General features: G+C 35.5%; 26 protein-coding genes and 1 pseudogene. 11 read left to right on the top strand and 16 right to left on the bottom strand.

Annotation, left to right across the window (positions count from 1 at the left end):
- Positions 1-82: 82 nt before the first annotated feature.
- The 3 genes from RBB48_RS08890 to licT all read right to left on the bottom strand — a co-directional run bounded on the left by RBB48_RS08890 (position 83) and on the right by licT (position 4505).
- Positions 83-1522, bottom strand: coding sequence for a 6-phospho-beta-glucosidase (locus RBB48_RS08890; RefSeq protein ID WP_088062228.1), 1440 nt, complete (start codon positions 1520-1522; stop codon positions 83-85).
- A gap of 95 nt (positions 1523-1617) precedes the next feature.
- Positions 1618-3510 carry a beta-glucoside-specific PTS transporter subunit IIABC gene (locus RBB48_RS08885; protein ID WP_088062227.1) on the bottom strand — a complete coding sequence of 631 codons (1893 nt, stop codon included), beginning with the start codon at positions 3508-3510 and terminating at the stop codon, positions 1618-1620.
- Positions 3511-3656: 146 nt separating this feature from the next.
- Positions 3657-4505, bottom strand: a complete 849-nt coding sequence (licT, locus tag RBB48_RS08880) for a BglG family transcription antiterminator LicT (RefSeq protein ID WP_098134058.1) — start codon at positions 4503-4505, stop codon at positions 3657-3659.
- 558 nt (positions 4506-5063) lie between these two features.
- On the opposite strand from licT, the gene RBB48_RS08875 reads away from it, so the two are divergent.
- Both RBB48_RS08875 and RBB48_RS08870 read left to right on the top strand, forming a co-directional pair.
- Entirely contained in the window at positions 5064-5330 is a 267-nt protein-coding gene (locus RBB48_RS08875) for a YmzC family protein (protein ID WP_306007558.1), read from the top strand.
- A gap of 143 nt (positions 5331-5473) precedes the next feature.
- Positions 5474-5584, top strand: a complete 111-nt coding sequence (locus tag RBB48_RS08870) for a YjcZ family sporulation protein (RefSeq protein WP_000505686.1) — start codon at positions 5474-5476, stop codon at positions 5582-5584.
- Between the two features lie 118 nt (positions 5585-5702).
- Here RBB48_RS08870 and RBB48_RS08865 read toward each other — a convergent pair whose 3' ends face one another.
- The 5 genes from RBB48_RS08865 to RBB48_RS08845 all read right to left on the bottom strand — a co-directional run bounded on the left by RBB48_RS08865 (position 5703) and on the right by RBB48_RS08845 (position 10465).
- Entirely contained in the window at positions 5703-6257 is a 555-nt protein-coding gene (locus tag RBB48_RS08865; protein WP_000065737.1) for an HPP family protein, read from the bottom strand.
- Between the two features lie 118 nt (positions 6258-6375).
- Positions 6376-6960, bottom strand: coding sequence for a CGNR zinc finger domain-containing protein (locus RBB48_RS08860; protein WP_087985704.1), 585 nt, complete (start codon positions 6958-6960; stop codon positions 6376-6378).
- Positions 6961-7560: 600 nt separating this feature from the next.
- The gene (locus tag RBB48_RS08855) at positions 7561-8388 is read right to left on the bottom strand and encodes a class I SAM-dependent methyltransferase (RefSeq protein WP_306007557.1); all 828 of its coding nucleotides are present in this window, start codon (positions 8386-8388) and stop codon (positions 7561-7563) included.
- Positions 8389-9002: 614 nt separating this feature from the next.
- Complete coding sequence (locus tag RBB48_RS08850; protein WP_098134056.1) at positions 9003-9785, bottom strand: hypothetical protein; 783 nt, start codon at positions 9783-9785, stop codon at positions 9003-9005.
- Between the two features lie 434 nt (positions 9786-10219).
- Positions 10220-10465, bottom strand: coding sequence for a hypothetical protein (locus tag RBB48_RS08845; RefSeq protein WP_046957167.1), 246 nt, complete (start codon positions 10463-10465; stop codon positions 10220-10222).
- 199 nt (positions 10466-10664) lie between these two features.
- Here RBB48_RS08845 and RBB48_RS08840 point away from each other — a divergent pair, with 199 nt between their 5' ends.
- On the top strand, positions 10665-10790 hold the full coding sequence (locus RBB48_RS08840; RefSeq protein WP_000540377.1) for a YjcZ family sporulation protein: 126 nt from the start codon (positions 10665-10667) through the stop codon (positions 10788-10790).
- Positions 10791-11168: 378 nt separating this feature from the next.
- Here RBB48_RS08840 and RBB48_RS08835 read toward each other — a convergent pair whose 3' ends face one another.
- Positions 11169-11480 carry a hypothetical protein gene (locus tag RBB48_RS08835; RefSeq protein ID WP_088608499.1) on the bottom strand — a complete coding sequence of 104 codons (312 nt, stop codon included), beginning with the start codon at positions 11478-11480 and terminating at the stop codon, positions 11169-11171.
- 130 nt (positions 11481-11610) lie between these two features.
- On the opposite strand from RBB48_RS08835, the gene RBB48_RS08830 reads away from it, so the two are divergent.
- From RBB48_RS08830 to RBB48_RS08810, 5 genes are all read left to right on the top strand, one after another.
- Positions 11611-11874 carry a hypothetical protein gene (locus tag RBB48_RS08830; RefSeq protein WP_088608498.1) on the top strand — a complete coding sequence of 88 codons (264 nt, stop codon included), beginning with the start codon at positions 11611-11613 and terminating at the stop codon, positions 11872-11874.
- A gap of 509 nt (positions 11875-12383) precedes the next feature.
- Positions 12384-12725 carry a PadR family transcriptional regulator gene (locus tag RBB48_RS08825; RefSeq protein ID WP_000683186.1) on the top strand — a complete coding sequence of 114 codons (342 nt, stop codon included), beginning with the start codon at positions 12384-12386 and terminating at the stop codon, positions 12723-12725.
- A complete protein-coding gene (locus tag RBB48_RS08820; protein WP_137013725.1) occupies positions 12718-13200 on the top strand; it encodes a hypothetical protein in 483 nt (160 codons plus the stop codon). The genes RBB48_RS08825 and RBB48_RS08820 overlap by 8 nt, the downstream gene beginning before the upstream one ends.
- Positions 13197-13724, top strand: a complete 528-nt coding sequence (locus RBB48_RS08815) for a permease (RefSeq protein WP_137013727.1) — start codon at positions 13197-13199, stop codon at positions 13722-13724. Before RBB48_RS08820 ends, RBB48_RS08815 begins: the two co-directional genes overlap by 4 nt.
- Positions 13725-13950: 226 nt before the next feature.
- Positions 13951-14151: a hypothetical protein gene (locus RBB48_RS08810; protein ID WP_157349494.1), complete on the top strand. Its 201-nt coding sequence runs from the start codon at positions 13951-13953 to the stop codon at positions 14149-14151.
- 187 nt (positions 14152-14338) lie between these two features.
- Here RBB48_RS08810 and RBB48_RS08805 read toward each other — a convergent pair whose 3' ends face one another.
- Positions 14339-15814 carry an MDR family MFS transporter gene (locus RBB48_RS08805; protein WP_306007555.1) on the bottom strand — a complete coding sequence of 492 codons (1476 nt, stop codon included), beginning with the start codon at positions 15812-15814 and terminating at the stop codon, positions 14339-14341.
- Between the two features lie 141 nt (positions 15815-15955).
- On the opposite strand from RBB48_RS08805, the gene RBB48_RS08800 reads away from it, so the two are divergent.
- Positions 15956-16531: a TetR/AcrR family transcriptional regulator gene (locus RBB48_RS08800; RefSeq protein ID WP_306007554.1), complete on the top strand. Its 576-nt coding sequence runs from the start codon at positions 15956-15958 to the stop codon at positions 16529-16531.
- Between the two features lie 173 nt (positions 16532-16704).
- Here RBB48_RS08800 and RBB48_RS08795 read toward each other — a convergent pair whose 3' ends face one another.
- The 3 genes and pseudogenes from RBB48_RS08795 to RBB48_RS08785 form a co-directional block, all read right to left on the bottom strand.
- On the bottom strand, positions 16705-16860 hold the full coding sequence (locus RBB48_RS08795; protein ID WP_179952869.1) for a hypothetical protein: 156 nt from the start codon (positions 16858-16860) through the stop codon (positions 16705-16707).
- Positions 16861-17082: 222 nt separating this feature from the next.
- Positions 17083-18514: pseudogene (locus tag RBB48_RS08790) on the bottom strand (YfcC family protein).
- Positions 18515-18817: 303 nt separating this feature from the next.
- Positions 18818-19576, bottom strand: coding sequence for a gamma-glutamyl-gamma-aminobutyrate hydrolase family protein (locus RBB48_RS08785; protein WP_087948031.1), 759 nt, complete (start codon positions 19574-19576; stop codon positions 18818-18820).
- A gap of 326 nt (positions 19577-19902) precedes the next feature.
- Between RBB48_RS08785 and RBB48_RS08780 the strand changes: the two genes are divergently transcribed.
- The gene (locus tag RBB48_RS08780; RefSeq protein WP_306007553.1) at positions 19903-21936 is read left to right on the top strand and encodes a sigma 54-interacting transcriptional regulator; all 2034 of its coding nucleotides are present in this window, start codon (positions 19903-19905) and stop codon (positions 21934-21936) included.
- Positions 21937-22083: 147 nt separating this feature from the next.
- Here RBB48_RS08780 and RBB48_RS08775 read toward each other — a convergent pair whose 3' ends face one another.
- From RBB48_RS08775 to RBB48_RS08765, 3 genes are all read right to left on the bottom strand, one after another.
- Positions 22084-22740 carry an SDR family oxidoreductase gene (locus RBB48_RS08775; protein WP_306007552.1) on the bottom strand — a complete coding sequence of 219 codons (657 nt, stop codon included), beginning with the start codon at positions 22738-22740 and terminating at the stop codon, positions 22084-22086.
- 68 nt (positions 22741-22808) lie between these two features.
- Positions 22809-23717 carry an alpha/beta hydrolase gene (locus tag RBB48_RS08770; RefSeq protein WP_306007551.1) on the bottom strand — a complete coding sequence of 303 codons (909 nt, stop codon included), beginning with the start codon at positions 23715-23717 and terminating at the stop codon, positions 22809-22811.
- A gap of 48 nt (positions 23718-23765) precedes the next feature.
- On the bottom strand, positions 23766-24899 hold the full coding sequence (locus tag RBB48_RS08765; protein ID WP_306007550.1) for an NADH-dependent flavin oxidoreductase: 1134 nt from the start codon (positions 24897-24899) through the stop codon (positions 23766-23768).
- 283 nt (positions 24900-25182) lie between these two features.
- On the opposite strand from RBB48_RS08765, the gene RBB48_RS08760 reads away from it, so the two are divergent.
- On the top strand, positions 25183-25728 hold the full coding sequence (locus RBB48_RS08760; RefSeq protein WP_073518933.1) for a TetR/AcrR family transcriptional regulator: 546 nt from the start codon (positions 25183-25185) through the stop codon (positions 25726-25728).
- Positions 25729-25922 lie beyond the last annotated feature (194 nt).

Raw genomic sequence — 25922 nt, 5'->3', positions numbered from 1 at the left:
TTTATGTTTGTGTAAAGGGAAATATAGCTCCATCATTCACAATGAAAAAGAAGACATCAATCAAGATGTCTCCCTTTCATACTTAAGATTCCAAACTCTTACCATTCGTCTTAATTACTTCCTTATACCAATCGAAGCTTTTCTTCTTCGATCTTTTTAATGAACCTTTTCCTTCATTATCTTTATCAACGTATATATATCCGTAACGTTTTTTCATTTCTCCAGTAGAAGCACTTACAAGGTCAATTGGACCCCAGCTTGTATATCCGATAATATCTACTCCATCTTGGATCGCTTCGGACATTTCAATCATATGTTTTTGCAAGTAATCAATACGGTATTCATCATTCACTTCGTCTTCACCATTTAATTGATCGATTGCACCGAGACCGTTTTCAACGACAAATAACGGTTTTTGGTAACGATCGTACAGTTGGTTCGCTGTAATACGGAAGCCTTTCGGATCAATCGTCCATCCCCACTCTGATTTTTCAAGGTATGGATTTTCAACAGAACCGAATACATTTCCGCTCGTTATGCTTTTTAACACTTCTGGATCTGTACTTGTTGCTCGGCTTGAATAGTAGCTAAAGCCAATATAATCAACTGTATGCTCTTTTAAAATTTCCTCGTCTTCTTTTTCCATTTCAATTGTTACATTGTTATCTTTAAAGAAGCGTTTTGCGTATCCCGGATATGCTCCTCTTGCTTGTACATCAATGAAGAAGAATGATTCACGGTCTTGTTCCATCGCACGAAGAACGTCGTCTGGATTACATGTGTACGGATACGTTGCACCCGCAGCAAGCATACAACCAATTTTTGCATCTGAAATGATTTCATGACACGCTTTTACAGCTAACGCACTTGCAACAAGTTGGTGATGCGCTGCTTGATACTGAATTTGTTTTTTATTATCCCCTTCTTTAAACGCTAGACCTGCTCCCATGAAAGGTAAATGTAAAAGCATATTAATTTCATTAAACGTCATCCAATATTTCACTTTATCTTTATATCTATTAAAGATCGTTTTTGCGTACGTCTCGAAGAAGTTTACAAGCTTTCTACTTCTCCAGCTTCCATACTTTTCTACTAAATGAACAGGCACATCGAAGTGAGCCATCGTAACGACTGGTTCAATACCGTGCTTTAACAGTTCATCAAACAAATTATCATAAAACTGTAATCCTGCTTCATTTGGCTTTTCATCTTCACCACTTGGGAAAATACGCGTCCACGCAATCGATACACGTAACGCTTTAAATCCCATTTCTGCAAAAAGAGCGATATCTTCTTTATAACGATGATAAAAATCAATCGCTTCGTGTGACGGGTAAAACTCTCCTTCTGCCGGCGTAAAGGAATGAATATTTCCTTTCATAATATCCCAACGTTTTTCACCAGTTGGTAATAGATCAACCGTCGTTAATCCTTTTCCGTCTTCTACATATGCGCCTTCAACTTGATTGGCTGCAGTTGCTCCACCCCATAAAAACCCTTTTGGAAAATTAACTTTAGACATATAGAAAAACTCCTTTATATAAGAATGAACGAGGAAAGGCATTGTAAGTTTTAAAGAATACCTTTCTTCGTTTGAACCTGTATGAAATGTAACTACTATTTAACTCCTAACTTTAGTAAAGAATCTCCTGCTTGAATCTTTTCTATTTCCGTTTTTTTGATGCTATATTTATCATAATTTGTAACAACAACTGGTGTTGTCACAATATAACCCGCCTTTTGAATTTTAGCTATATTAAACTCAATAAGTAATTGCCCTTTTTCTACTCTCGCTCCTTGTTCAATATGAGAAGAGAAAAATTCGCCGTTTAATTTCACAGTATCCATTCCAATATGGATTAAAATTTCAGCACCTGAATCCGCCGTAATTCCTACCGCATGATTCGTCGGGAAAAGCGCAGCAATCGTACCTGAAACTGGTGAAAACAACTTTCCTTCTGAAGGCTCAATCGCAACTCCTTCACCTAGCGCACCTGATGCAAATGCAGCATCGTCAATGTTTTGAAGCGGCATAACTGCACCATGGAAAGGACTAAAGATTACTTCATCATCGTTTGATGCAGCAATTTTATCAATTGTTTCAGCTGTTTCTGTAGATGTTTGCTTTTTCGTAAAACCAAATAAGTAAGTCAGAATAAAACCTACTACTAAAGAAACAACCATTGAAACAATTGCTCCCCAAAATCCTGCTGTAATCCCATCTTTCGGACTAATGAATGTTGGAAGCGTAAATATACCAAGTCCACCTGTCATATAAGCTTGTGTACCAAATACGCCAAGTATTGCGCCGCCAATTCCTCCAGCAATACAGCTCATAATAAACGGCTTTTTAAGAGGAAGTGTAATACCATAAATCGCTGGTTCTGTAACGCCGAAAATACCTGAAATAAAAGCTGGAATGCTAAGTGTTTTTAATTTCTTGTCTTTCGTTTTCATCCAAACACCAAGCACAGCACCAATTTGAGCAAATGAGGCAGCAAATATAAGTGCTAATATCGGATCAACACCGTTTACTGCTAAATTGTTATAGCCAATCGGAACGACGCCCCAATGAAGGCCAAATATGACAAGTACTTGCCAGAAAGCACCGAGTAAAACACCCGCTACTAATGGGCTTGCATGATAAACCCAAAGCGTCGCCTGTCCTAAAAACTGCCCTGCCCACGTCGCAATTGGGCCAATAACGAGAAATGTAACTGGTACAACGATTAATAATGTGAAGAATGGTAATAAAAATGTTTTCACAACATCTGGAATAACTTTTTTTAAAGAATGTTCTACTTTCGCTCCAAAATAAGCAGCGAGAATAATTGGAATAACAGATGCTGCATAGTTCATTAAAATAACTGGTATTCCTAAAAACGTAATATGAATTGGTGATTCAAACATCGTTCCTGCAAATAGCGTATATAATGGCTCACTTGCTTTTAAACCGGATAAAGCCGGATAGACTAACGCTCCCCCAATTGCCATACCGATGAATGGTGATCCCCCGAATTTCTTACTTGCTGTATATCCTAAGAAGATCGGGAAGAAATAAAATAACGAATCGCCAACTGCATTTAATATTTGATACGTTCCTGACTGTGTACTTAACCAGCCTAACGCTACAAATAATGCATTAAATCCTTTAATCATCCCAGTTGCAGCTAACACTCCTAAAATAGGAGTAAAAATGCTAGAAAGAATATCTATAAGACTACTCTTTTTCTTATCACTCGCATTTTCTTCCTCATTTTCTTGAAACCCTCCAGCAGCAATAACCGCTTTGTATACGTCAGATACATGGTTACCAATTACAACTTGATATTGCCCGCCGCTTTTCATAACAGTCACAACATCTTCCATACTTTTCAGTACTTCTGTATTTGCTTTCCCCTCATCTTTTAACTGAAATCGTAAGCGAGTTATACAATGTACAACGCTATGTATATTTTCTCTCCCGCCAACATTCTTCAGTATGTCTTTTGCTAATTTTTCATACTTCATAGTAACTTTCCCTCCCTACAATCATCCCATTTATTATTTTTATAAAAGAAAAAACCTAAACTAACCATAACGGCGCGATACATACGAATCACTCCATTACAAGTCAATTTAGGTTTTGCCTGCCAAACAGTAACAATCCCGTTTATTCAATTACATAATTCGTTGCGTTTCGTTACACGATGAATGTGCAACGTCAAGTACACCTTTTCATCTTTTGAAAGATGACTATTATGTGCTTTTCGTAAGTATGCTTCAATTTTTTCTGTACAACAATATGCCTCTTCATACTTACTTTTCACTTGCTCGTATAAAAAATCATCCTCAGCCGAGTTCAATTCCTTCTGCATTAAACGCTGCGCAAAATATCGTAAATGCGTTACAAACCGGCTATAATTAAATGAACTTTCATCTAAGCTCATCTTATAGTGGTACTTTACAACATTTAAAATATCTTGGACGATTTTCGTCATCGCTACCGTTTGTTGCATCGCCGGCTCTCCTTGCTGCGCATTAACGAAATGTAGTGCAATTGACCCTGCTTCATCTTCAGAGAGTGTAAACCCAGTCTCTTCTTCAATTATGTTCAAAGCTTGTAGACCAATTTCAAACTCTTTCTGATAAAACCTCTTAATCTCCCAAAGCAAAGTATTTTTGAGATCCATTCCTTCTTTATGCCGAGTTAAGGCGAAACTTAAGTGATCCGTTAATGTAAGATAAATATAATCACTTAAAGTCCCCGGCAAAACTGTCTTAGCAAACTGAATAATTCTCTCGGTAATCTCTAAATTTTCTACAGGAATTTCAGTTAGTAACCTAGCAAGTTTCTCTGATAATTCTTTTGTTTCTAGCACAAAGGTCTTTTCTATCTTAGATTCATCAATCGTATCGCCTATTTTTTTCTGAAATCCCAAACCTCTGCCCATCAGTACAACTTCTGTCTCAGTATCTTTCATCGTACAAACAACATTGTTATTTAAGATTTTATGGATTCTCATATTGTTCCGCCTTCTTCTTCTTAAAGTCACAAAAGGTAATAAAAAAACCTAAACTGATTCCAAAAGCCACACTACACCCGTAGACTCTAGATCAATTTAGGTTTTGCCTGCCGAACAGTAACAATCCTTTTACTTATTAACTTACCTTTATTATACACAAAGAGTAAGCGGTTGCAATGATAAATTATTGAATATTTTTTTACAAAGAAAAATACTAACAATCGATCAGCTGTTGCTTGCATTCATTACAAGACTAGTTATATACATCATTATATTTTACAATTACCGTAGATAACTTACATATTTCACCATGTTTATCATCCTGAATAATCAAACATAATCATTAATAAAATTCCATATAGACCCAGTAATGGTTAAAATGTTATAATGAAACTACCCTACATAGTTACTCATATTCAAACTGAGGAACTGGCGTCTTATTAAGCAATGCGCATAACTCAAATAAAAAAGACACTTTCAAGTGTCTTTTTTATTTATTTTCATAAGAATTATCTCTTTTATAAACAAAATCTACTCAACAACAAAGGAGAATATCGAATGGAGAATACTGTATCGAGAGAACTACGTAACATACGTATATGCCTTATCATCTTGATCATTGTCATTGCGTTTTGGGATCGTGAGAAAACTGTGGAAATCACTGACCACGGTAGCGATCCTATCGTAAACACCAGCAATATGACCCCAGTTGGCGATAATACATTTGCCTATAAAGACGAATCTAATCAAATTAAAATATTTAAATTTAACCCAGATACAAATGAAATAAAACTAATAAAAGAATTTTATGCTAGCGACTATTAATTACATAAAGGCATCTTAAGGTGTCTTTTTTTATTTTCAAAAGGACCTGCTCACGTTTATGCTTCAAAACATAAAGTAAATAGAATCCGTTAAAAAACACGAGTGACCCTTTGTTTTCCCCTCTTATTAAAGGAGGAACTATTATGGGATTTGGTGGTAGTTGCGGCGGAAGCTGCGGTTTTTCTGGAGGATTTGCTTTACTAGTTGTATTATTTATTTTATTGATCATTGTTGGAGCTTCTTGCTTCTGCTAAAAAACTATTGGAAAAGACACTCTTATACGGGTGTCTTTTCTTTTTAAACTAAAATGTATGTGAAATGAAAACATAGTAAAAACGGGATACTTACTCAAATTGTTTTTCACCTTATAAATTATATCCAAAAAGTTGGATAGCTCCTTTTACTACTCATATTATTAATAAATAAAGCAATAACTACAATAACAAGGGAACCAACTAAAACCGGTGTTACTAAATAACTCCAACTGTATGCTCCTAAAATAACGACAATGGGATCAGCCCCTGCCGGAGGATGCGTTGTTCTTGTTAACATCATAATAGCAATCGACATACCAACTGCTAAAGCAATTGTCCAATATTCATTCCCAAACAAATGATATATTGATAGACCAATGAAAGTTGAGATCAAATGTCCTCCAATAATATTACGCGGCTGAGATAGCGGTGCATTCCAAACTCCAAACGCTAATACACAACTCGCTCCAAATGGAGCCATTAGTAATTCTGTAGAAGTTATACTCGTTAAATATGTTAAGGTGAGAATCGTTAAAAATCCCCCCAATAATCCCGTTAAAGAGTCCTTTATATTTACTTGTAATGGACTTCTTCCTTTCCCTTTCATTTTTGCAAAATATCGTACACTTATTGGTTGATCCTCTTTCTGCTTAGCTGCTGTTATATTACTCATCATTCTCCTCCTTTATTTACCAATAATTATATTCCGGACAAACTAACCAGTCAATATCAATTTTAGAGGTTAGTTTAAAAATGCAGAAAAAAAGAATCAACTGTTATAAGTTGATTCCCTAAACTTCTTCAGACTTTCGAACCTGAAATTTTGCTACCTTTTTTCGGTTCCCACATATTTTCATAGAACACCATTTTCGCTTTCCACTTTTATCTATAAATAATAAAACACAGTCAGGGTTTGAACACCTTTTAAGAGAAATAAGCTCATTTGATGCTATTAACGTTAAAGCATCAAATGCAATTAACGATACAAGTACATCCTCAATTTTTCCAACTGGAATAGGTACTAAACTCTGTTCAATAACTTTATATGTAAATGGTGCCTTCTCAATTTGTTTTTCTAAATACGTAATAAAATCATCAGAAATTTCGTGCTGATCGGCAATTGCCTCAAACTGTTTTCTCAGTAATTCTCTTAGCTCTAGTATGCTAGATGTAACTTGATTCATTCGCTCTTGAATTCCTATAAGTGGTTTTTCGTCCGAAAAAGGAAGATTAACCTTTATTACATGTAGCCATTCTAATACATCTTCATCTGTTATTAATAAATCATAACGTTGTCCACGCCTAACTAACTCTGTATTCACTAAATCTAATGAGAGATTTCCAGATATAAGCGGGAATTGTTTTCTTTCCTGCATGTACTCATCACCTACTCTTTAAACAATCATATTCCAAATTAATACAGAAGTGCAACTTTTTTATAAACTACAAAGTATGAAGACCAAAGCCTTTAGCCATAATTATGACTAAAGGCTTTTTGTATATAACTTAAAAAGGAGCTGACTGTATGGAACATAATAAAAACGGGATGCTTGCTTTAATCGTTCTGTTTGTAGGAGTAGCTTTTTTTGTTTTCGGTATGGTTTATCATTTATGGGGCTCCGTTTAAAACAAAAATGAATCGCATCGTTAGAAACGTTCTCAAACAACTCTATCCCCACCTACAATTTGTGAATAGTCCTTGAGATAATCTCCTTACATACTACATGTTGTAAAATGATAATAAAGTTATTAAATTTTAAAGGCTCAAACAAGCATAACCCCGTTCTAAATTTAGGACGAGGTTATGCTTGTTTAATTTTTAAAGTAAAATATTTACTACACTAAAAAATATAATAATAAAGCCATTTAAAAATCTAAGTTTTATCCAACAATAGCTGCCGTTTGTTGAAAAGAAAAAATATTGCTTTTTGAAAAAATTTATAACATATATTTCTTTCTCTTTGTTCAATTTAACCTTATTTTTCTAACAATAAGGCTATAGTTTGACTTCCTCCGTTGCCAGTTTCACCAGAAACATCATCGTAAATTTCTTTTACAGTAAACCCTACAGCAGTTACCTCTTTGATGAATAATTCTTTTGTGAAGAATTGATACCAAATGTTGTAAGTTTCTATTTTATCATCGGTTACCACTGTTGTTTGTTCTAATGTTACTCTATCAGGATATTTAAGATTTCTACCGATAGCTAAATAGCAATCCTTTGACCAGAAACCACCATTTTCATTCATACTCCAATATTGTTCTTCCTTGAACTGATCAAATTTATTTTGAGAGAAAACATCCAATAACAACTTTCCACCATTCTTCAGACTGTTCCAAATGTTAAAAAGTAATTTACTACGATTTTCAGGCGCAAGAGCACCATAATCACAATATATCAATAGGGCCAAGTCATAGATATTTGAATCATTTAATTCCAAATAATTTTCATAGCGATATTCAATATCATAATCTAACTTTTTTGCTTGTTCTTTAGCATAACGAATTGAGTTTTCAGAGAAGTCTATCCCTGTTACTGTATAACCTTTTCTAGCTAATCGCTCACTATAAAGACCTGGACCACAACCTAAGTCTAGTACTTTTTGATAAGATTTTTTGGGAGCTATTTGTTGGATAAATTCAATAGATTTATCAATAAACTGAAAACTCCTACTAGCTCCTTCAGTATCAGAGCTTAAATGAACCTCTAATAATTTTTTAGCAATATAAGGATCTTGCCAAAAAACATTATCAGTTTGTTCAAATCGTGAAGGTACCTGCAATTGGTTTAATAAATTATTCATAAAAACTTCCTCCTAAAAATTTTTAAACACAAAAAACCGCAGAGCTTTACTCTGCGGTTAAAAAAGAGAACAAGTCCGTAGAGTAAAAAAATCAAATGGGCATACCGAATAAACACATAAAAATGCGTATTTCAGTTTGCTTCAAATTGATTTATTTACTCTTTTCCAGTCATAACAAAGTTCACGAAAATCAAACTTCTGCTATGCCGAACTTCTTCACCTATCCTTTTAGTGTTTGTATAAATATAACAGACCATAAACTACGAGGTCAACTGCTAGTTTAACCCATTATTCAAGGATATGGCCCGATTGTTGAGTAGAATGAATTGCATTTTTAAAAAGCTTTTTTCACTTTTTACATGTAGAGTTTTTTTATGAATAGATACCTATTAAATAAAGAATGAGAAATGTATATTCAATTCTATAAAAATAGTGTGCTACTCCAATTGGTCTTGTTTCAAAAACAGATGCTACCAGTTCATCGTCTATACTAAATTATCATTTGTAACATTGAAGAAATTTAATTTACTTGATATGAAAATGAAGAAGAACTTCCCTTACAAAAAGAACTCATATAAATGTTTAAAGAGGATGCACAGATAGATGCATCCTCTTTAATTTACCTTCCGTCCGAAAAATGTAAAAACAAAAACATCTTTTGTCCATTTTCCTTTCCCATACATATAAAATACAAGTCCACTAATACTAGTTAGTATAAGAAGCACTACGAAATATATCCAATTTTTGTTATTACTATTCTTTAAGCTATCTATAATTTGCTCCTTAGTATTTCCCATATAAACAAATTTTCCATATCTACTAGGTAATTCTTTTATTACCTTTCCCTCTACTGATCCAAGTACAACTACATTTTCTTTATTTTCTACTGCTCTAAATGAATAAAAACTTTTTCTTCCATCTGCTAACTTTGTAGTATTCAACTGAATATCATTTATTCTTGTTGAAATTACATTCTGACTATTTAATTCCATAAATGGAGTTTCAAGAGACATATTTTCTTTATTTATTAATTTCAATTCTTTATTTCCAATATGTATTGGTTCATTATAAAAAGCTGTTACTTGGCCGTTACTCCATAACGAACGATTGGGTGCAGAAGTCTGTGTATAATATGTCGTTTTTTTCTTTTGAATTCGATTCACTACCGCATACCCATCAGCAAGTAGCGTTTCATCCCCTGTTACATGTTCAGAATATATCTCTCCCCTTACAAAGTATATACCGTTTTTAACCTCTTTATCGCTTGAAATCATCTGTACATCACCGAGTTCATTCCAGACTAAAAAACTATTTAAACTCTTATACCCATAAAAAACAAATACCATTAATAAAATTGTAAACAATGCCCCTATTTTAATTGTTGCCTTTTTATTCACTGGTTGTTATTCCCCCATATACTACGAATACTTCCATCTTAAAATTATAATTAGAAATATTATTCCTGTACATATATTAATCTTTTTTCCCTAAGCTAACTTTGTTACCTACTATTTAAGTAAACGTCAAGTAATGCTGAAGCTACACACTTATTTGTATTTTGCTCTTCCATTTCAGCCAATAATAAAGCCGGTGAAGCGGTAAGTTCTGTTTCCGCACCAGACACCTAAAATATATACAACACATCATCATATAATTCATATATATGCAACATTACATAAAAATATTTAGTATTACATGCTATACTAAAAAAGGAGTCGACAATCGTTATTTTCTTCTTATTTTTAAAGCAATATGGATATACCTTCTTAAATCATTTGGATTGTACAAGTAAAAGAAGACATCTTACTAGATGTCTTCTTTTCTTATATTTTTATGAATTCCTTTGAGCAGATGCTCTCCAAGCACGAAAAGATGTTGGGTGTCCAGAATGAGCTCTTTGCTTTGCAGCAGCAACAGCTGGTTTTTCTTCAATAGTCGTTGGTTTCTCTTCCACAATCGCTGATTTTTCTTCAAGAGTAGTCACAGCAGTTTGTATTTTTTCCAACTGCTCTTTTAAAGCTTGCTGTTCAATCTTTAAATCCGTAAGTAATCGTAAAATCATTTCAGAATTGGCCATAAAGATCCTCCTTCCCCCAATACACAGAATAAAATACAATATGTCATCAGCATAATACCCGTGACAAAATAAGGTCGTCAATTCTTATAAAATCTAAGTATCTTTTATTTTTCAAAAGGACCTGCTCAAGTTTATCCGTAAAAACATAAAGTAAATTAAATCCATTAATTAAATGGTCTTTATGGAAGGAGGAGTTAATATGGGATATGGCGGTAGTTGTGGTGGAGGCTGTGGTTTCGGCGGCGGATTTGCTTTACTTGTTGTGCTCTTTATCTTATTAATCATCGTAGGAGCTAGTTGTTGGGGCGGCGGATTCGGCTGCTAAGGAGAGGCACTCTTGAGAGTGTCTTTTTCTCTTATAATAATTAATTCCTCCTCTAGCTGCACCGAGTTTACATATATAATCCGTCATAATACCCTTGAATTGATTACTACGTCTCCTTTATATGAATTTCCCTTAAACAACAGGGATTTAGAGTCATGAATATAATACAGTAAGTTTAACCCCCTGTTGGTATTATTTGCCCAACTTGTAATAGGAAGCACCTTGTCCTCAAACAAAAAGAAATAGTATGCTTAAACTGTAAGAGTACACTTATTGTAAAGAAACTTTAATTACAGCGTCTCTTTTTTGATCTAATAGCTCCATCAATTCCACAAAATATAGATTTAAATACAAAAAAACACTCCTAGTGAGTGTTTTTTAATATTTAGGTCCCATATAATCATAACTTTGATCTAATGCCTTAAATAAGTCAATCGCACTTTTTAATTCTTGTTTGTCAGACTTTAATTCTTCCATTACTTGTGTTTTTCCATCTACTACTCTTTCAAACACTACAGCATCCATTCCTGTTTGTTTATCATGAAAAGTTTTTCCTCTATCCCATAATTGCATAGTATTTCCTTCAGGGTCTTTAACACTAAAAACTCCTTCTAAATCTTTATCACTCTTATAAGCAGCTCTGGCCATTTGATAATAACTCGAGTCTAAAACTTCATCATTTTTGCTCAAAACATTTCCCCTCCCAGAATATTTAATATATTCTAAATATAGGATACCATTAATGGAGGGAATTGAATTGAGAAAAATCTTTTCCAGTTTGAGTATTATTTTTATATTAATCATTTTAGGAGGGTGTAACATGAATGATGATAAGAAAGAAGAAGAACAAAAAATAGTAAAAAAGGCCGAAGAAGTAACTATTAAATATTTCAAAGAAAAAGAGAATTTAGAAGTAGTCATTACAGGACATAAATTTGCCCCAAGTGATTTTCAAACCGTTTTTATAAACGGGCATATAAAAGATGATGAGAGTAAAACCTTTTCTGCAGATGTAGAATACGGTGGAGAAAAATATCATGTAAGTTCCATGTCTCATTCTAAAAATTTAGAACTTAAAAACTAACACTGTAGGCACTCATAAGAGCATAGCCATCAACTTAAGAAAATGAATAAAATAATGAATTAGGGCACCCTTTCATGCAGTACTGTATGAAAGGGTGTCTTAATTTATGGCTATAAACAATGACGCACCAATCGAGGAACTTATGTATTAAACAGGTATGATTCAACCAAAACGAAAATTTCAGGCACAGAATCTTCTATTACTCTGTGTATTTTTAGGACAAACAATCAGTTCTGAGTCTTTAGTTACTCTTTGCACAAAATTAAATGAAGCCACTGTTACTTGTATTTCAACCCAGGCACTCAATAAACATTTGAACGAGAAAGCCGCATGCTTTAATTTTGTCACTCAACAAAATCAGAAAACAATTACAATTAAAACGATTATATTTTTCTTCTGAAGAATTACACATTTTAAAATTGACATAACACTTCATGCACCATATACTGTTAACAACAGTATACTGTCATTAACAGTATAAATCCTAATTCATTCTAGGAGGTATATCCATGAAACATACAGGAAGACATACAGGTGCATTTCTTTTGTTATTTCTAGCTGAAGGAGATAACTATGGCGGGCAATTACTACAAAAGTGCGAAGAAGAACTTCCCGTCAATCCAATCGATAGCGCCATTTTATATCGCACGCTAAAAAAGTTAGAAAACGAAGGTGCAATCGAATCTTACGTAAGTACAGATCATCAAGACAAACCGAGAAAGATGTACAAAATTACGCCTGCTGGAAAGGAACAATTGGCAGACTTTCAAATGGACATTGAAGAAAAAATGAAGAACTTATCCTTTTTCATAGACAAATATAAGGACTTAAAGGATTCCGACCATGATTAACGGCGTGATTCTTTACACTTTAGCCATTATTCTTACGTGGATTTCTTTTATGAAGGACCGCACGAAGACGAAAAAAGCTCTAATGAAGTCGTGGAAAATGTTTCGCAATCTTCTACCTGCGATGCTCTCCATCATGCTTTTCGTTGGCTTATCGCTTTCTATATTAACGCCGTCTTTCATCTCTTCTATTATTGGGGAGCAATCAGGGTTTATCGGCATTGTTTATTCAGCAATACTCGGATCCGTTGCACTTATTCCAAGCTTCGTCGTATTCCCACTTGGTAATACGTTAGTACAACACGGTGCAGGCCTTCCTCAAGTTGCGGCACTTATGTCTACACTCATGTCAGTAGGAATTACAACATTACCGATAGAACAAAAAATATTCGGACGAAGCTTTGCTTACGCACGTAATGCATCTGCATTACTCATGTCACTCCTATTCTCCTATATCATTTGGGTGGTGATGGTATGAAGGAACTAAAAAGATATCGCTTCTTTTTCATTTTATTACTGGGACTCATTGCATTAACTTTTATTAATCAATCTTTAGGATGGAGCGCATTACAATTAACAGGAAATAGCATTTTAGATATGTTGTTTCTCCTTCCCCCTGTCCTAATATTTGTAGGATTACTTGATCAATGGGTGAAGAAAGAAACGCTCATGAAATACATGGGCGAAAAATCCGGCATATACGGAATCTTATTCTCTCTATTATTAGGTGGCATTGCGGCTGGTCCTCTCTACGTTGCCTTCCCAATTGCAGCACTCCTATTAAAAAAAGGCGCAAGTATTCGGTACATCGTCTTTTTCTTAGGCGTTTGGACAACTGCGAAATTGCCAATTCTCGTGTATGAATTCTCTTCATTTGGAGCTACTTTTACACTCATTCATATTGGTTTCGGGCTAGTATTCTTTTATGTAATGGGGCTTATTTTTGAGAGGTTTTATGATCAGGGACAGTTGCTTCGGTATGATGTTACGGAGGAGATGTAGGAGTAACAAACATTGGATAACAGACGCTGAAAATCGAATTGTCATTGAAGCATCTTTAATTACTACTACTTAAAAGGAGCTGTCCCACGAGTCATTTTTTGACTATGTGACACCTCCTTTTTATTTTAGAAACATTACCATAACCTTAATTCGACACAGTATAATAAATGTATAATACAAAAATTTCCATATTCTTGTTTTGTAATATTTTTTGGAGGTGATTATCTTGAGTAAAAACGTGAATTTATTTCTTCAAATAGGAATTGGAATTATCATTATGATCGCACCTATTATCATCATAGGATTAATGTATGATGGATCGACAGCTATGGGCAATTTATTAGTTGCCGAATTTATAATGAGAATACTTTCCCTTATTATCGGCCTTTTAGTCATTAGCAAAGCTTTACATCGTTATGCCCAATAGTTATTCATCCTCAAAAAGGATAGCCATTGAACATACCATATTTATACAAATAAACTAACGATTATATTGTGTCCTCCATTGAGATTGCACCGACCATTCTTCTGTATTAAAATATCCAAGACAAATGTTACGAAAGAAATATAAAAAAGACACCTTTCCTAGAAAAGATGTCTTTTTTATTTGAACCTTAATTCTCGTTCTGTAAAACCCTCGCTGCCTTGACTCCCTCTTTCTCTTCTTTTAAAAACAGTGATACGATACATGCAACAATGATAAAGACTAACCCTAGTGCAAATGCACCTTGGAATCCAGATGTTAAACCATTTAACTTCTCTACTGGATCCATTGGATTTGCGGAGCTTTCCATATACTGAGTTGTTCCTGAAGACATTTTCGAAATAAAGATAGCCGTACCAATTGCGCCAGCTACTTGTTGCAGTGTATTAAACAACGCTGTTCCGTGCGGGTATAAATCTGGTGTTAACTGATTTAAGCCGTATGTTTGTGCCGTCATAACAAACATGAGTCCAACCATTAATACGCTATGCATAACAATAATTTGTACCATTGATGTATCAGGAGTAATGCCTTTAAATAAGAACATTGCTATCCCTACTAATACAATGCCGGGAACGATAATAACTTTCGGACTAAATTTATCAAATAGTTTACCTGCGATTGGTCCCATGATGGCGCTAATAACACTTCCCGGAAGCATGATGATTCCTGATTTAAAGGCTGTGACAAGTAAAACTGTTTGCAGGAACATCGGTAATAACGTCATCGTTGAAAATAACGACATCATCACAATGACAATTAATCCAACTGATAATGTAAACATCGGAACTTTAAATGCGCGTAATTCTAAAATTGGATTCTCAATTTTCAATTGTCGAACGATAAAAATACATAATGAGATAAGCCCAACAAGTAAAGTGCCATACACTTTCGCATCGGACCATCCTAAATCACCTGATGCACTAAAGCTATACACAAACCCGCCAAATCCTAATGTTGATAAAAGGATAGATGGATAATCTACTTTTGGCCTTGTTAACTCTGAAACATTTTGAATGTACTTCATCCCAATCATAATTGAAATGATCACGACAGGAATAACAATATAGAATAACCAGCGCCAATTTAGGGAATCGACGATTACTCCAGATAATGTAGGACCAATTGCTGGAGCTGCCATCATCACAAGTGCGATTAATCCCATTGTGGCACCACGTTTTTCAGGCGGACAAATAATTAAAATCGTATTCATTAATAACGGTGAAATTAATCCTGTCGCTACTGCTTGGACGATACGGCCAACTAATAAAACGGAAAATGTCGGCGCAAATCCCGCAATTAATGTACCAGCTAAAAACGTTACCATAGCGATTAAAAACATTTGTCTCGTTGTGAGCCATTGCTGAAGTAATGCTGTAATTGGGACTAAAACACCAACTACTAACATGTAAGCTGTAGAAAGCCATTGAATCGTTGAAGCTGTTACACCAAATTCTTTCATTAATACTGTTAACGCATTACCAAGTAACGTTTCGTTTAATAATGCAACCATTGCCCCTAAAAGTAATGCAATTAAAATGGGGGTATGTTTCAAATTAGAAGTATCAACTTTGCCACTTGCTGGGCTCTTAGTTGTCATATTCATTTACAAATTCTCCTCCTATTTCTTACTAAAAAAATTTAAATACACCGGAACACATGTAATATAATATACATATGTAGATTAAAAAGGGAGAATCAATTTTCAGCCATTGTATATTTAATCTACAAAAAAGGAGAATTGTAGATGAATGATAATGAAAAACCACTTGATTTACGTATTAGACGTACACATAAATTACTATGGGATTCCTTATTTGAATTAATGACGCAATCAAAACAGAAATATAGTACCATCACGATTAACCAAATTTGTGATCGTGCAATGGTACACCGAACAACCTTTTATAAACACTTTGAAGATAAAGATGCTTTATTAGCATTTGGATTTAAACGATACAGCAAGATGATTGCGGGAATACCGGTTTCAGATCGATTAAGTAAACCATTTCAAGTAATGGAACAATTTCTACACCATGAAGAAATCGGTAAAATATTAGAGACGCAAATGTCTGATGAACAATTTCTTAGCCGGACACAATATTTAAGTCACGAAACGAGAAAACAAGAAATAGAAGCGTTAAATCAACTTTGTAAAAATCATACGATGCCAAATGATTTAATCATTGAATTTTATTCAGGGGCAATCACCTCATTAAGTGCGTGGTGGTTTAAAAATGAAAGAAGCGTTTCTGCTGCTGAAATGGATAAGTATCTCCACCAACTTATTAACCGGGATATTTTTCAGTTTGAAGAGGAATAAGACTACACGTTTTCAATCATGCAATCAAATTGACCACAAAATAGGAATATGATATATTTTCCGTAGAATACTATATAAATATGACATCAAATAAAATGGCATATAATAAAAAGAAGAGATGCGCTCACATCTCTTCCCTAACTGCTACCGCTTAGGGTGGTGGTTATTATAAGCTATTTCTTTTTGCGGAACCCACCCTTTTGCTTGTGACGGCGCAGAGTGGGTTTTTTGTTGTCCTTATCCAGAAGTTGCTTCCGCAAAAAATACACTGAAACTTCGCGCACAGTCGCTTTCAGAAACCCTTTTACAAGATCAATCAAAAACTCCATATTATCACCTCCTTTCCTTCCGAATAAAAAGAAGGGATAACCATCCACCCTCACAATATGCAGTTACATATATTTCATCAAATGATTGTAAAGATATTATGTAAACAAATGAAATTTTACATAAAAAAAAAAGCCCTTCTAAACCGGGCTTTTCTATCACCATTATTTAGCGATTTTCTTCAAATTCGAACTTTCTATAAGTGAAAGCATATCTATCTTTTATTAAGATGGACCATAACCAATAAGATGAGCAATTATAACTGCTATTAAACCGATTGAGTATTCAATTAGAATTAAAGGAAGAATCCACCTTGCCTACCTTGTCCATGAAATTCCTGCAATTGCTAATCCAGCCATTAGCGTACCACCTGTCGGAAAAATAATATTTCCAATACCATCCGCGAATGAAAAGGATAATACGGCTGTTTGGCGTGTAATGTCCAATAAATCTGCAAGTGGTGCCATGATAGGCATTGTCAACATCGCATGGCCACTACCTGATGCTAAAATAAAATGAATCGCTACTTGGAAGTTGTACATTCCAACAACACTTAAAAAAGGAGATACATGTTTCATTTCTTCCGATACTTGATACAGTAGCGGGTCTATAATATGCCCTTGATTCAATACAACTAAAATAGCGCGTGATACACCAATGATTAAAGCTCCCCCGATTAAAGATGCCGATCCTTGTGTAAAAGATTCTACAGTATCATCAAGAGATATCTTGCCGAGGATTGCAATGATTATAGTTAAAATAATAAATAAGGCTGCAATTTCTTTTATATACCACTCGTACTTAATAACACCAAATACAAGAATAATATAATTGATTAAAAAGGCCGTTAATATCCATTTATGTCTTTTTGTTAACTCTAATTTCGCTGTTAGTAAGCTGTCTTGCTTATTTGTATCGAATTTCCCGTAAATTCCGCTTGCAGGATCCCTCTTTACTTTCATAGCATGACGATAGACGAATGTAACCGCAATTACATATATGACTACGAATAAAACGAGGCGGAACCCCATCCCCGAATACATAGGAAGACCCGCTATCCCTTGCGCAAGCCCAACTGTAAACGGATTCATAATTGCCGTTGTAAATCCGACGGACGCTCCTACTAGTACCATCGCAGTTCCTGTTATCGTATCAAATCCAACCGCAAGAGCTAGCGGAATAAATAGAGGTACATACACTAAAGCTTCCTCAGCCATTCCCATTAATGACCCGCCAAGTGCAAAGAACAGCATGATAATAGGAATCATTAACTTTTCACGGTTAGCAAGTTTTTTTGCCATCGTTGAAACAAGAGCCTCAACTGTGCCGGATGCCTTTAATACACCAAAAAAACCCTCCGATAATAAGAATAAAAAAGATAATATTAGCAGCTTCTACCATCCCTGTAGGAATAGATTTTACCGTATCAAAAAATCCAAGTGGCGTTGATTCAATCCATTTAAATGAATTTGGATCTACTGTTGTATACCCATTTTTTTCAATCTGTTCATATTTTCCTGCTGGCAATATATGTGTAATCACAGCCGCAATAACTAACAAAACAAGTAACATTGCAAATACGTTTATTTTCCATTCTTTTTTTTCCTTTTTTTCTTCTGGCTCGAATGAAACTGCCTTTTCTGATACTTGACTCATATGCCAATCCCCTTTGCAATAAAGTGAAACTTTAATCATTGGGGGGTGTTCTTCCCCCCAATGATTATTAGTTAAACCAATCGGGCTTTTACGGGCAGTTGATCCCCTACCTAACTTCTTTGCTTCCGCTGAATTTTGAGGTGGGGGTCTTACTGCCCGTTAATGCGGGATAAAGTGAAACTTTAATCATTGGGGGATTCGTTCATCCCCCAATGATTATTACTTTTACAAGCAGCCGGCAGTCTGGTTTCCCCACTACCATGACGTACCAAGCTACCCATCAATTCTTTTACTTATAACACGCTAGGATTTAACTACCTTTTTACTAATTTCATTTACAAATTGGTTAAATAAACGCTGCTGTAGAGCATCCTTTTCCGACATCATTTCTGGATGCCATTGAACCGCTGCTACATAACGATGAGCCTTCGATTCAATAGCCTCTATTACACCATCAAAGGACCATGCGCTCGCCTCAAAATCTTTCCCTAATGTTTTCACTGCTTGATGGTGAAAAGAATTAACCATTAAAGATTTTTGGCCAATAGCCTCATAAATTTTTCCCTCTTCCAGAAGATCTACAGAATGAGAGCCTTGCCATTTACGGAACTGTTCTCGAACATGGAAATATTCTGGCCCCATCTCGTGCTCTAAGTCTTGATAAAGAGATCCACCAGCTGCAACATTTAACACCTGTAATCCTCGGCAAATTCCTAGAATAGGAATATCTTTTTCTAAAGCCTGCTTTGCCAGATTTAATTCAAAATTATCTCGTTCTTCCTCTACAGTACCTATATATGATTTTGGAATATCACCGTAATAAACTGGATTGATGTCCGCGCCACCAGCCAATAACAATCCATCTAATTGATTAAGTGTGGACTCAATTTGATCAACTTCCTCAATTGGAAGTAGAACAACCGTTGCACCTGCTCGTTGAAGTGAACGGATGTAGTCATAAGAAAAGATAGCCATATCTTGACCTGGTAGCCCTCGTAAGCCCTCCTTCCCTATTTCACTATGATCAATATAATACCCAGTAACACCAATTAATGGTTTCATTTTCTCTCACCTCATAATTTAAATGGTTTCGTTGTCTTTCTCTGCTGAAATTGTATACTCTTACCCTCCCTTTTCTAGCAAGTGGTAAAGAATTAAATATGTAAATTACTACTCTACTCATTTCACTATTTCTTTACACACCATTGATATAAGCAAATATCGTGCCAACACTGAAATTAAAGTGATTATTTACATATTTTTAAATATTTTGTCGTTTTATCGGTGTTTACTATGTTGAAATGTATTATAATTGGTTATTAATTGGTTACATAATAACCAATTAATAACCAACTTTAGACCAATTACATTCAACTAAGAGGTGCTCTATGAACAAATTTGAAACCAACCACATTGTATTGATCACCGTTTTAAAAGAAACACGAAAAGCCCTACATCAACAACTAACGGAGATGGTAGGTGACCTCATAGATATCGAAAGTTTTTCTGTAGAAGAAAGTATTCCAAAAGTATTCCATTCTACATTAATTGTGTTACCGAATACATTTACGATAGAAACGGTGAAAGACTTTATTGGGGAAAACTGCGAAGTAATAATAGCAAAACGAACATTAAATTATGAAAACGTGGACCAGCTTTTATTTTTACCAGAAGGAACACAAGCTCTATATGTGAATGATAATCATGAAACAGTATACGAATCAATTGAAACGATGCGTCAATTGGGGCTGAACCACATTGAATATTTTCCATACTATCCTGGAAAAACGAATATACAAATGATTAAGCTCGCAATCACACCTGACGAACTTGAAATTATCCCTGATTTTGTAGAAAAAGTAATTAATATTGGTCATAGATTAATAGATATTACTACAATCATGTCCATTCTAGATCGATTTCATTTAATGGAGGAATCAGGTAACCACGTTTCTGAAAGATACTATCGAAAAATAGTAGATTTAACAAAGAATTTAGCTAAAGCTCATCGACAACTTCATCAAGTTATTGATGGTGTTGGGGATGGAATACTAGCTATTGATTACGAAGGAAGAATTGTTGTCTTTAATGAGTTCTTGGAAAGCATGCTGAAAATAAAAAGTAAAAACGCTATTGGTCATCCGATTGATGCCATTATTGATAATATTGATTTAGTAAACTTCATCCTTTCAAATAAGCAACAAGAAAGCGGAATATTTGTTGTAAACGGCTCGGATGTAATAGTGGAACGTCTACATATAAATGATCAATCAATTATTGTTACGTTTAGAAATGCTCTTAAGACCATCGGATTTGAACGTAAATTGAGAAAAGAATTTGTCAAAAAAGGTTATGTAGCAAAATACAATTTTCATAATATCGTTGGCATTAGCTCTACGATTCAAGACACGAAACAAATTGCCAAAAGGTTAGCTAAGACGGATCTAACTGTATTAATTGAGGGTGAAAGTGGCACTGGAAAAGAGCTTTTTGCAAGCGCTATCCATAATGCTTCCCAACGAAATAGCGGCCCTTTTCTTGCTGTTAACTTCAGTGCCTTATCGGATGATTTAGTCGAGAGTGAATTATTTGGTTATGAAGACGGAGCATTTACCGGAGCAAAAAAGGGCGGGAAAATGGGACTATTTGAACAAGCAAATGGTGGCACCATTTTTTTAGATGAGATTGGAGATATTAGCTTGAAACTTCAAGCACGACTCCTTCGAGTATTACAGGAAAAAGAGATCATGCGCGTTGGCGGAAGTCAAATTATCCCGATAGACGTAAGAATTATTGCAGCAACCAATAAAGATTTACTGAAAATGATTCAAGAAAATGTGTTTAGAGAAGACTTATACCATCGGCTTAAAGTACTCTTTATACACCTCCCAGAATTAAGAGCTCGTCGAAATGACATTGAATTATTAGCTAAACATTTTGTTGCGCTATCGGACCCTAAAGTTAAAATTGAACAAGAATTAATTGAAGAACTGCAAGGATATCCATGGTACGGAAATGTAAGAGAACTTAAAAATACGATAGATTATATGCTTGCTGTACGTACCGGAAACCAAATAACAAAAAATGATTTGCCTAATCAACATTATTTTCAAAAGCCTCCACATAGGAAAACAGATAGCGAACAAGCCGAGAGTATAACAACCTTTTCTACAAGTCCAAACGCTCTTGATCAAGAATCACTTTTCATCCTTACCCTCATCATGAATTATGAAGAAAAAGGAAAAGCAATCGGAAGAAGAATTATTTCTGAAAAGAGCCAAGAAGTCGAAATAAATTTATCTGAGGCACAAGTGAGACACCGATTGAACTTCCTAAAAATGAAAGGGTATGTGCAAATAAAAAGAGGTAGAGCAGGGATTAATTTAACAAGAAAAGGGTTGGAGATTCTACGTAATCTTTGATTACTTATCATCGGTGTTATTGCCCATACAATCTCAAAATACCACATTACAACTCTAATGTGGTATGGATTATACTCATTATTAGCCCACCTCAAAATTCGACTCTACCTAACTTCTTTGTTCCAGCCGAATTTTGAGGTGGGAGTTTTACTGCCCGTTACTGCCGGATAAAAAGGCTGGTTTATCACCATCTGTATTCGGTTTATTTACACCTAAGTTTCCGCCAACGTGTAAATTAGGTGACTGTACCAATTTCACAACGAAAGCCGCAACACTTTTACGTGACACTTCCGTTCCTTTATACGGCTCACCTTTTTCTGTAATTTCATATTCCACTTCATCATAATCCGTTAACCACGCTGGTCGTAATACGGTGTATGCAAGATTTGAAGCCTCGATTACATCAACAGCTTTTCGGTACGGTCCTAAATATTGACCAATCGTACGATTATTCCATTTCCCAAACTCTCCTGGCACTTCATCATAAATACCGAGTGAGCTAATGAAAATAAGACGTTTCACTTCCGTCTCTTCCATCGCACTCACAACAATTTCCGCCTGCTCTTCTAAATTGTCACCAGCTAAATTTGCATACACTACATCTTGATTTGCCATCGCCTCTTGTAACGTTTCACGATTTAAAACGTCACCTTCCACAATGCGTACACGGTCAGAAGCGTATTGCTGTACTCGATATGCATTTCGTAAATATAATGTTAACTTTACGTCCGTTTCATTTAAAAATATATGAATCGCATGACGCGCAATTTGTCCGTTTGCCCCAAGAATTAATACGTTCGTCATAGTCATAACTCCCTTTCCTATTTTTATGAGGCAGTAGAAAATGTATCTACTGCCTCACAAGAATCAAATTATAAATGTTTTCCAAGAAACTCCGTTGCCTTCACTACAGCTTGATCGACATACTCAGGAATATCGTACAGATCAAAATGAGATCCACCTTCCAGAATGACTAATTCTTTCGGTTCGTTTGCTAATTCATACGCTTCTTTACTTTGCCAAAGTGTCCCTGCTTTACTTCCTGCAACTAATAGAAGTGGCTGCGTTAATAAAGAGCTCATTTTTTCATCGATTGCCGTAAACGCTAAAATTTTATCAAAGCTTGAAAACAGCAATTTATTTACTGAATTCGGATGCTGCGCTCTAGCTGTTCTGTAATATTCATATCCTTCAGCTGTTTCTGAATCTGTATTTTCATCAATTTCATGTGGTACGTATGAAAGATACATCGGTTCCGCACCATTTGCTTCAGCAGTACGTTGTTTTGCGACTGCATCAAGCGTCTCAATTGCATTCGATATTGGAGCATCACCATTCCAGCCTTCGCGGAACGTTCTTCCCATATCTGCTGCGCTAATTCCTACAACCGCTTTAATACGACGTTCCGTTTGCGCTGTACGTATCGCATAACCACCACCAGCGCAAATACCAACTACACCAATTCGCTCTGAATCAACGAAAGGAAGTGTCGTTACGTAATCTACCGCCGCGCGCACATCTTCTACTCTAGATGTTGGATCATCAAGATAGCGAGGTAGCCCTTCACTTTCCCCTTGATAAGCCGCATCAAATGCTAACGCGACATACCCTTCATCCGCTAACTTCTCGGCATAAAGACCCGCCGTTTGTTCTTTCACTCCACCACCCGGATGTAAAACGATAAGAACTGGGTATTTCTTACTATCATCCATTTCGTTTGGTACATGAAGATTACCAGCCATGTTCAAATTATATTTTTTAAACGTTACTTGCTTTTTCATATTAACCTCTCCATTTCATAGTCGTTTTTTATTGATACATTTTCATAATTAATCTTCGATGTTAAACCATGGTCCTGAAGCCTGAATAACATTCCACAGCTTTTCTGGAAGCTCCAGTTCACTTACTGTTGATTTCTTAATTGATACTTGAATTTCATCTTCTTTTCCGCGTTGCACTTTCTCTACCCAGTCTGGATTCATAATTAACCCGTGGCCGATTGCCGCAAGTGTGATTCCTTTTTCTAGCGCTAACGAAACATCATCTGGCGTTACGATAGAACCAGCGGCCATTAACGGAATTCTGCCGTTTACATGATTGACGATTAACTCAAGGTACGTTTTCTCGTCCTGACTATCAACTGGTTTTGCAGTAAGGGCACGTGCTAATGAAGCGTGAACGTAATCAATATTTGCTTCGATAAGATGATTGATTAACTCATACGTGTCTTTCATTCTTAAAGCACCTTCTTGCGGTTCGTCAGGTGAGAATCTGTAACCTAACGCGAACGGCTTCTTCGCGTGCTTTTTAATAACAGCTTGAATTTCACGAACGACTGCTAACGGGAAACGTAAGCGATTTTCTAAAGGACCGCCCCACTCATCTTCACGTCTATTAAAGAATGGTGAGAAGAAGTTTTGTAGTAAAAATCCGTGTGCACCGTGAATTTCAACGCCGTCAAAACCAGCTTCAATTGCTCTTCGCGTCGTTTCTCCAAAATCACGAATCACTTCTAAAATTTCATCATGCGAAAGTTCTCTCGGTAATACAGATGGTGCAAACGGAGAAGCTTCTGTTTCTAAAGCACTTGCACTCACTACATCTCCGCCCGGCGTGAAATCAGGTAACGCTTTGTTACCAGCATGGAAAATTTGAAGGATAGCTGGAGCTCCGCCGCTCTTAGCCGCATCCGCTAACTTACGTAAACTTGGGATGAACGCATCGTCGTAACCTGCAAACTCATTTGTAAAACCGATACCGTTCGCCTGTACATGTGTACATCCCGTAATCACAAGCCCAACTCCGTTCACTCTCTTTTTGTAATACGTTACTTCTTCATCTGAAATCGTATAATCATCATTACCTGCCCAAGTTGTCATCGGCGCCATCACGACTCTATTTTTCAGAGTAACGCCAGATTTAAATGTAAATGCTTCAAATAAGTTGTTATATTTCGGATTCATAATTGACCTCTTTCTCGTTGTTTTTCATATATAAAATTGTCATTATTTTGTTATTTGTTCTTTTGAAGAAAGTTACTTAGAGTACGAAATGTGACTGCATCCCCCTCTTTCATTAAGAAATGATACTCGGAAGAATTAATGCACGTTGATGTATTATCTCTCCCGTGTGTATAATATAAAATGAAAAAGAGATGTTTTCAAACGTCAATTTTAGTGAATTCACGCATTAATACACACATCCATAAAAATTGTGTATTAACTATAAAGAAAGTTTGGTGACACAATGGAAAAAGTCGATCGAAGGATCATTAAATCAAAAGAAGCAATCAAAAATGCTTTTATTGAACTCATGGCCGAAAAAGGATTTGATAAAATTACAGTAAAGGACATTTGCACCACGGCAGACGTCGGAAATAGAACGTTCTACCTTCATTACCTCGATAAATATGATTTGCTCGATAAACTCGTTGTAGAACGTATCGAAGCATTAAAAACATTGTGCGCTCCTCTCCACGATTTAAGCTTTAGAGAAGCTTGCATCGCTTGGTTCGAAAACATGGAACAGCACTACTTCTTCTTCTCAACGATGCTAGCAGGAAAAGGAGCTTCCGCTTTCCGCAAACACTTCTTCGATTACATCATCGAACAAATAAAAGATGACATAGATATTAAAGAAGGTGTAAACAAAGGATTTAGTGAAGACATGATCATTACCTTCTTCGGATACGCTATTGTAGGAGTTGTGGAAACATACTTTATGAAAGGACTTCCTGATCCGCCGGAAGTTGTCGCGGAGCAACTTGGGTTGTTGCTAGATAGGAACTTTTAAATGAAAAGAGGCTGTTTTATAAACCGATTGAACCGGATTATAAAACAGCCTCTTTATGATGGAATAAAACGTCGATAAATTTAAGTTACAAATTTTCAGAATTAATATTAAAATATAGAATGGGGATAGGGGTATGGGATTATAAAGTGAAACTTTAATCAGTGGGGGTTTTGTTCATCCCCCACTGATTATTA

The sequence above is a fragment of the Bacillus sp. MMSF_3353 genome (genome assembly GCF_030733445.1).
GTDB lineage: Bacteria > Bacillota > Bacilli > Bacillales > Bacillaceae_G > Bacillus_A > Bacillus_A wiedmannii.
Note: the sequence above shows the minus strand (reverse complement) of the source record. Positions and strands in the feature narration are given on the sequence as shown.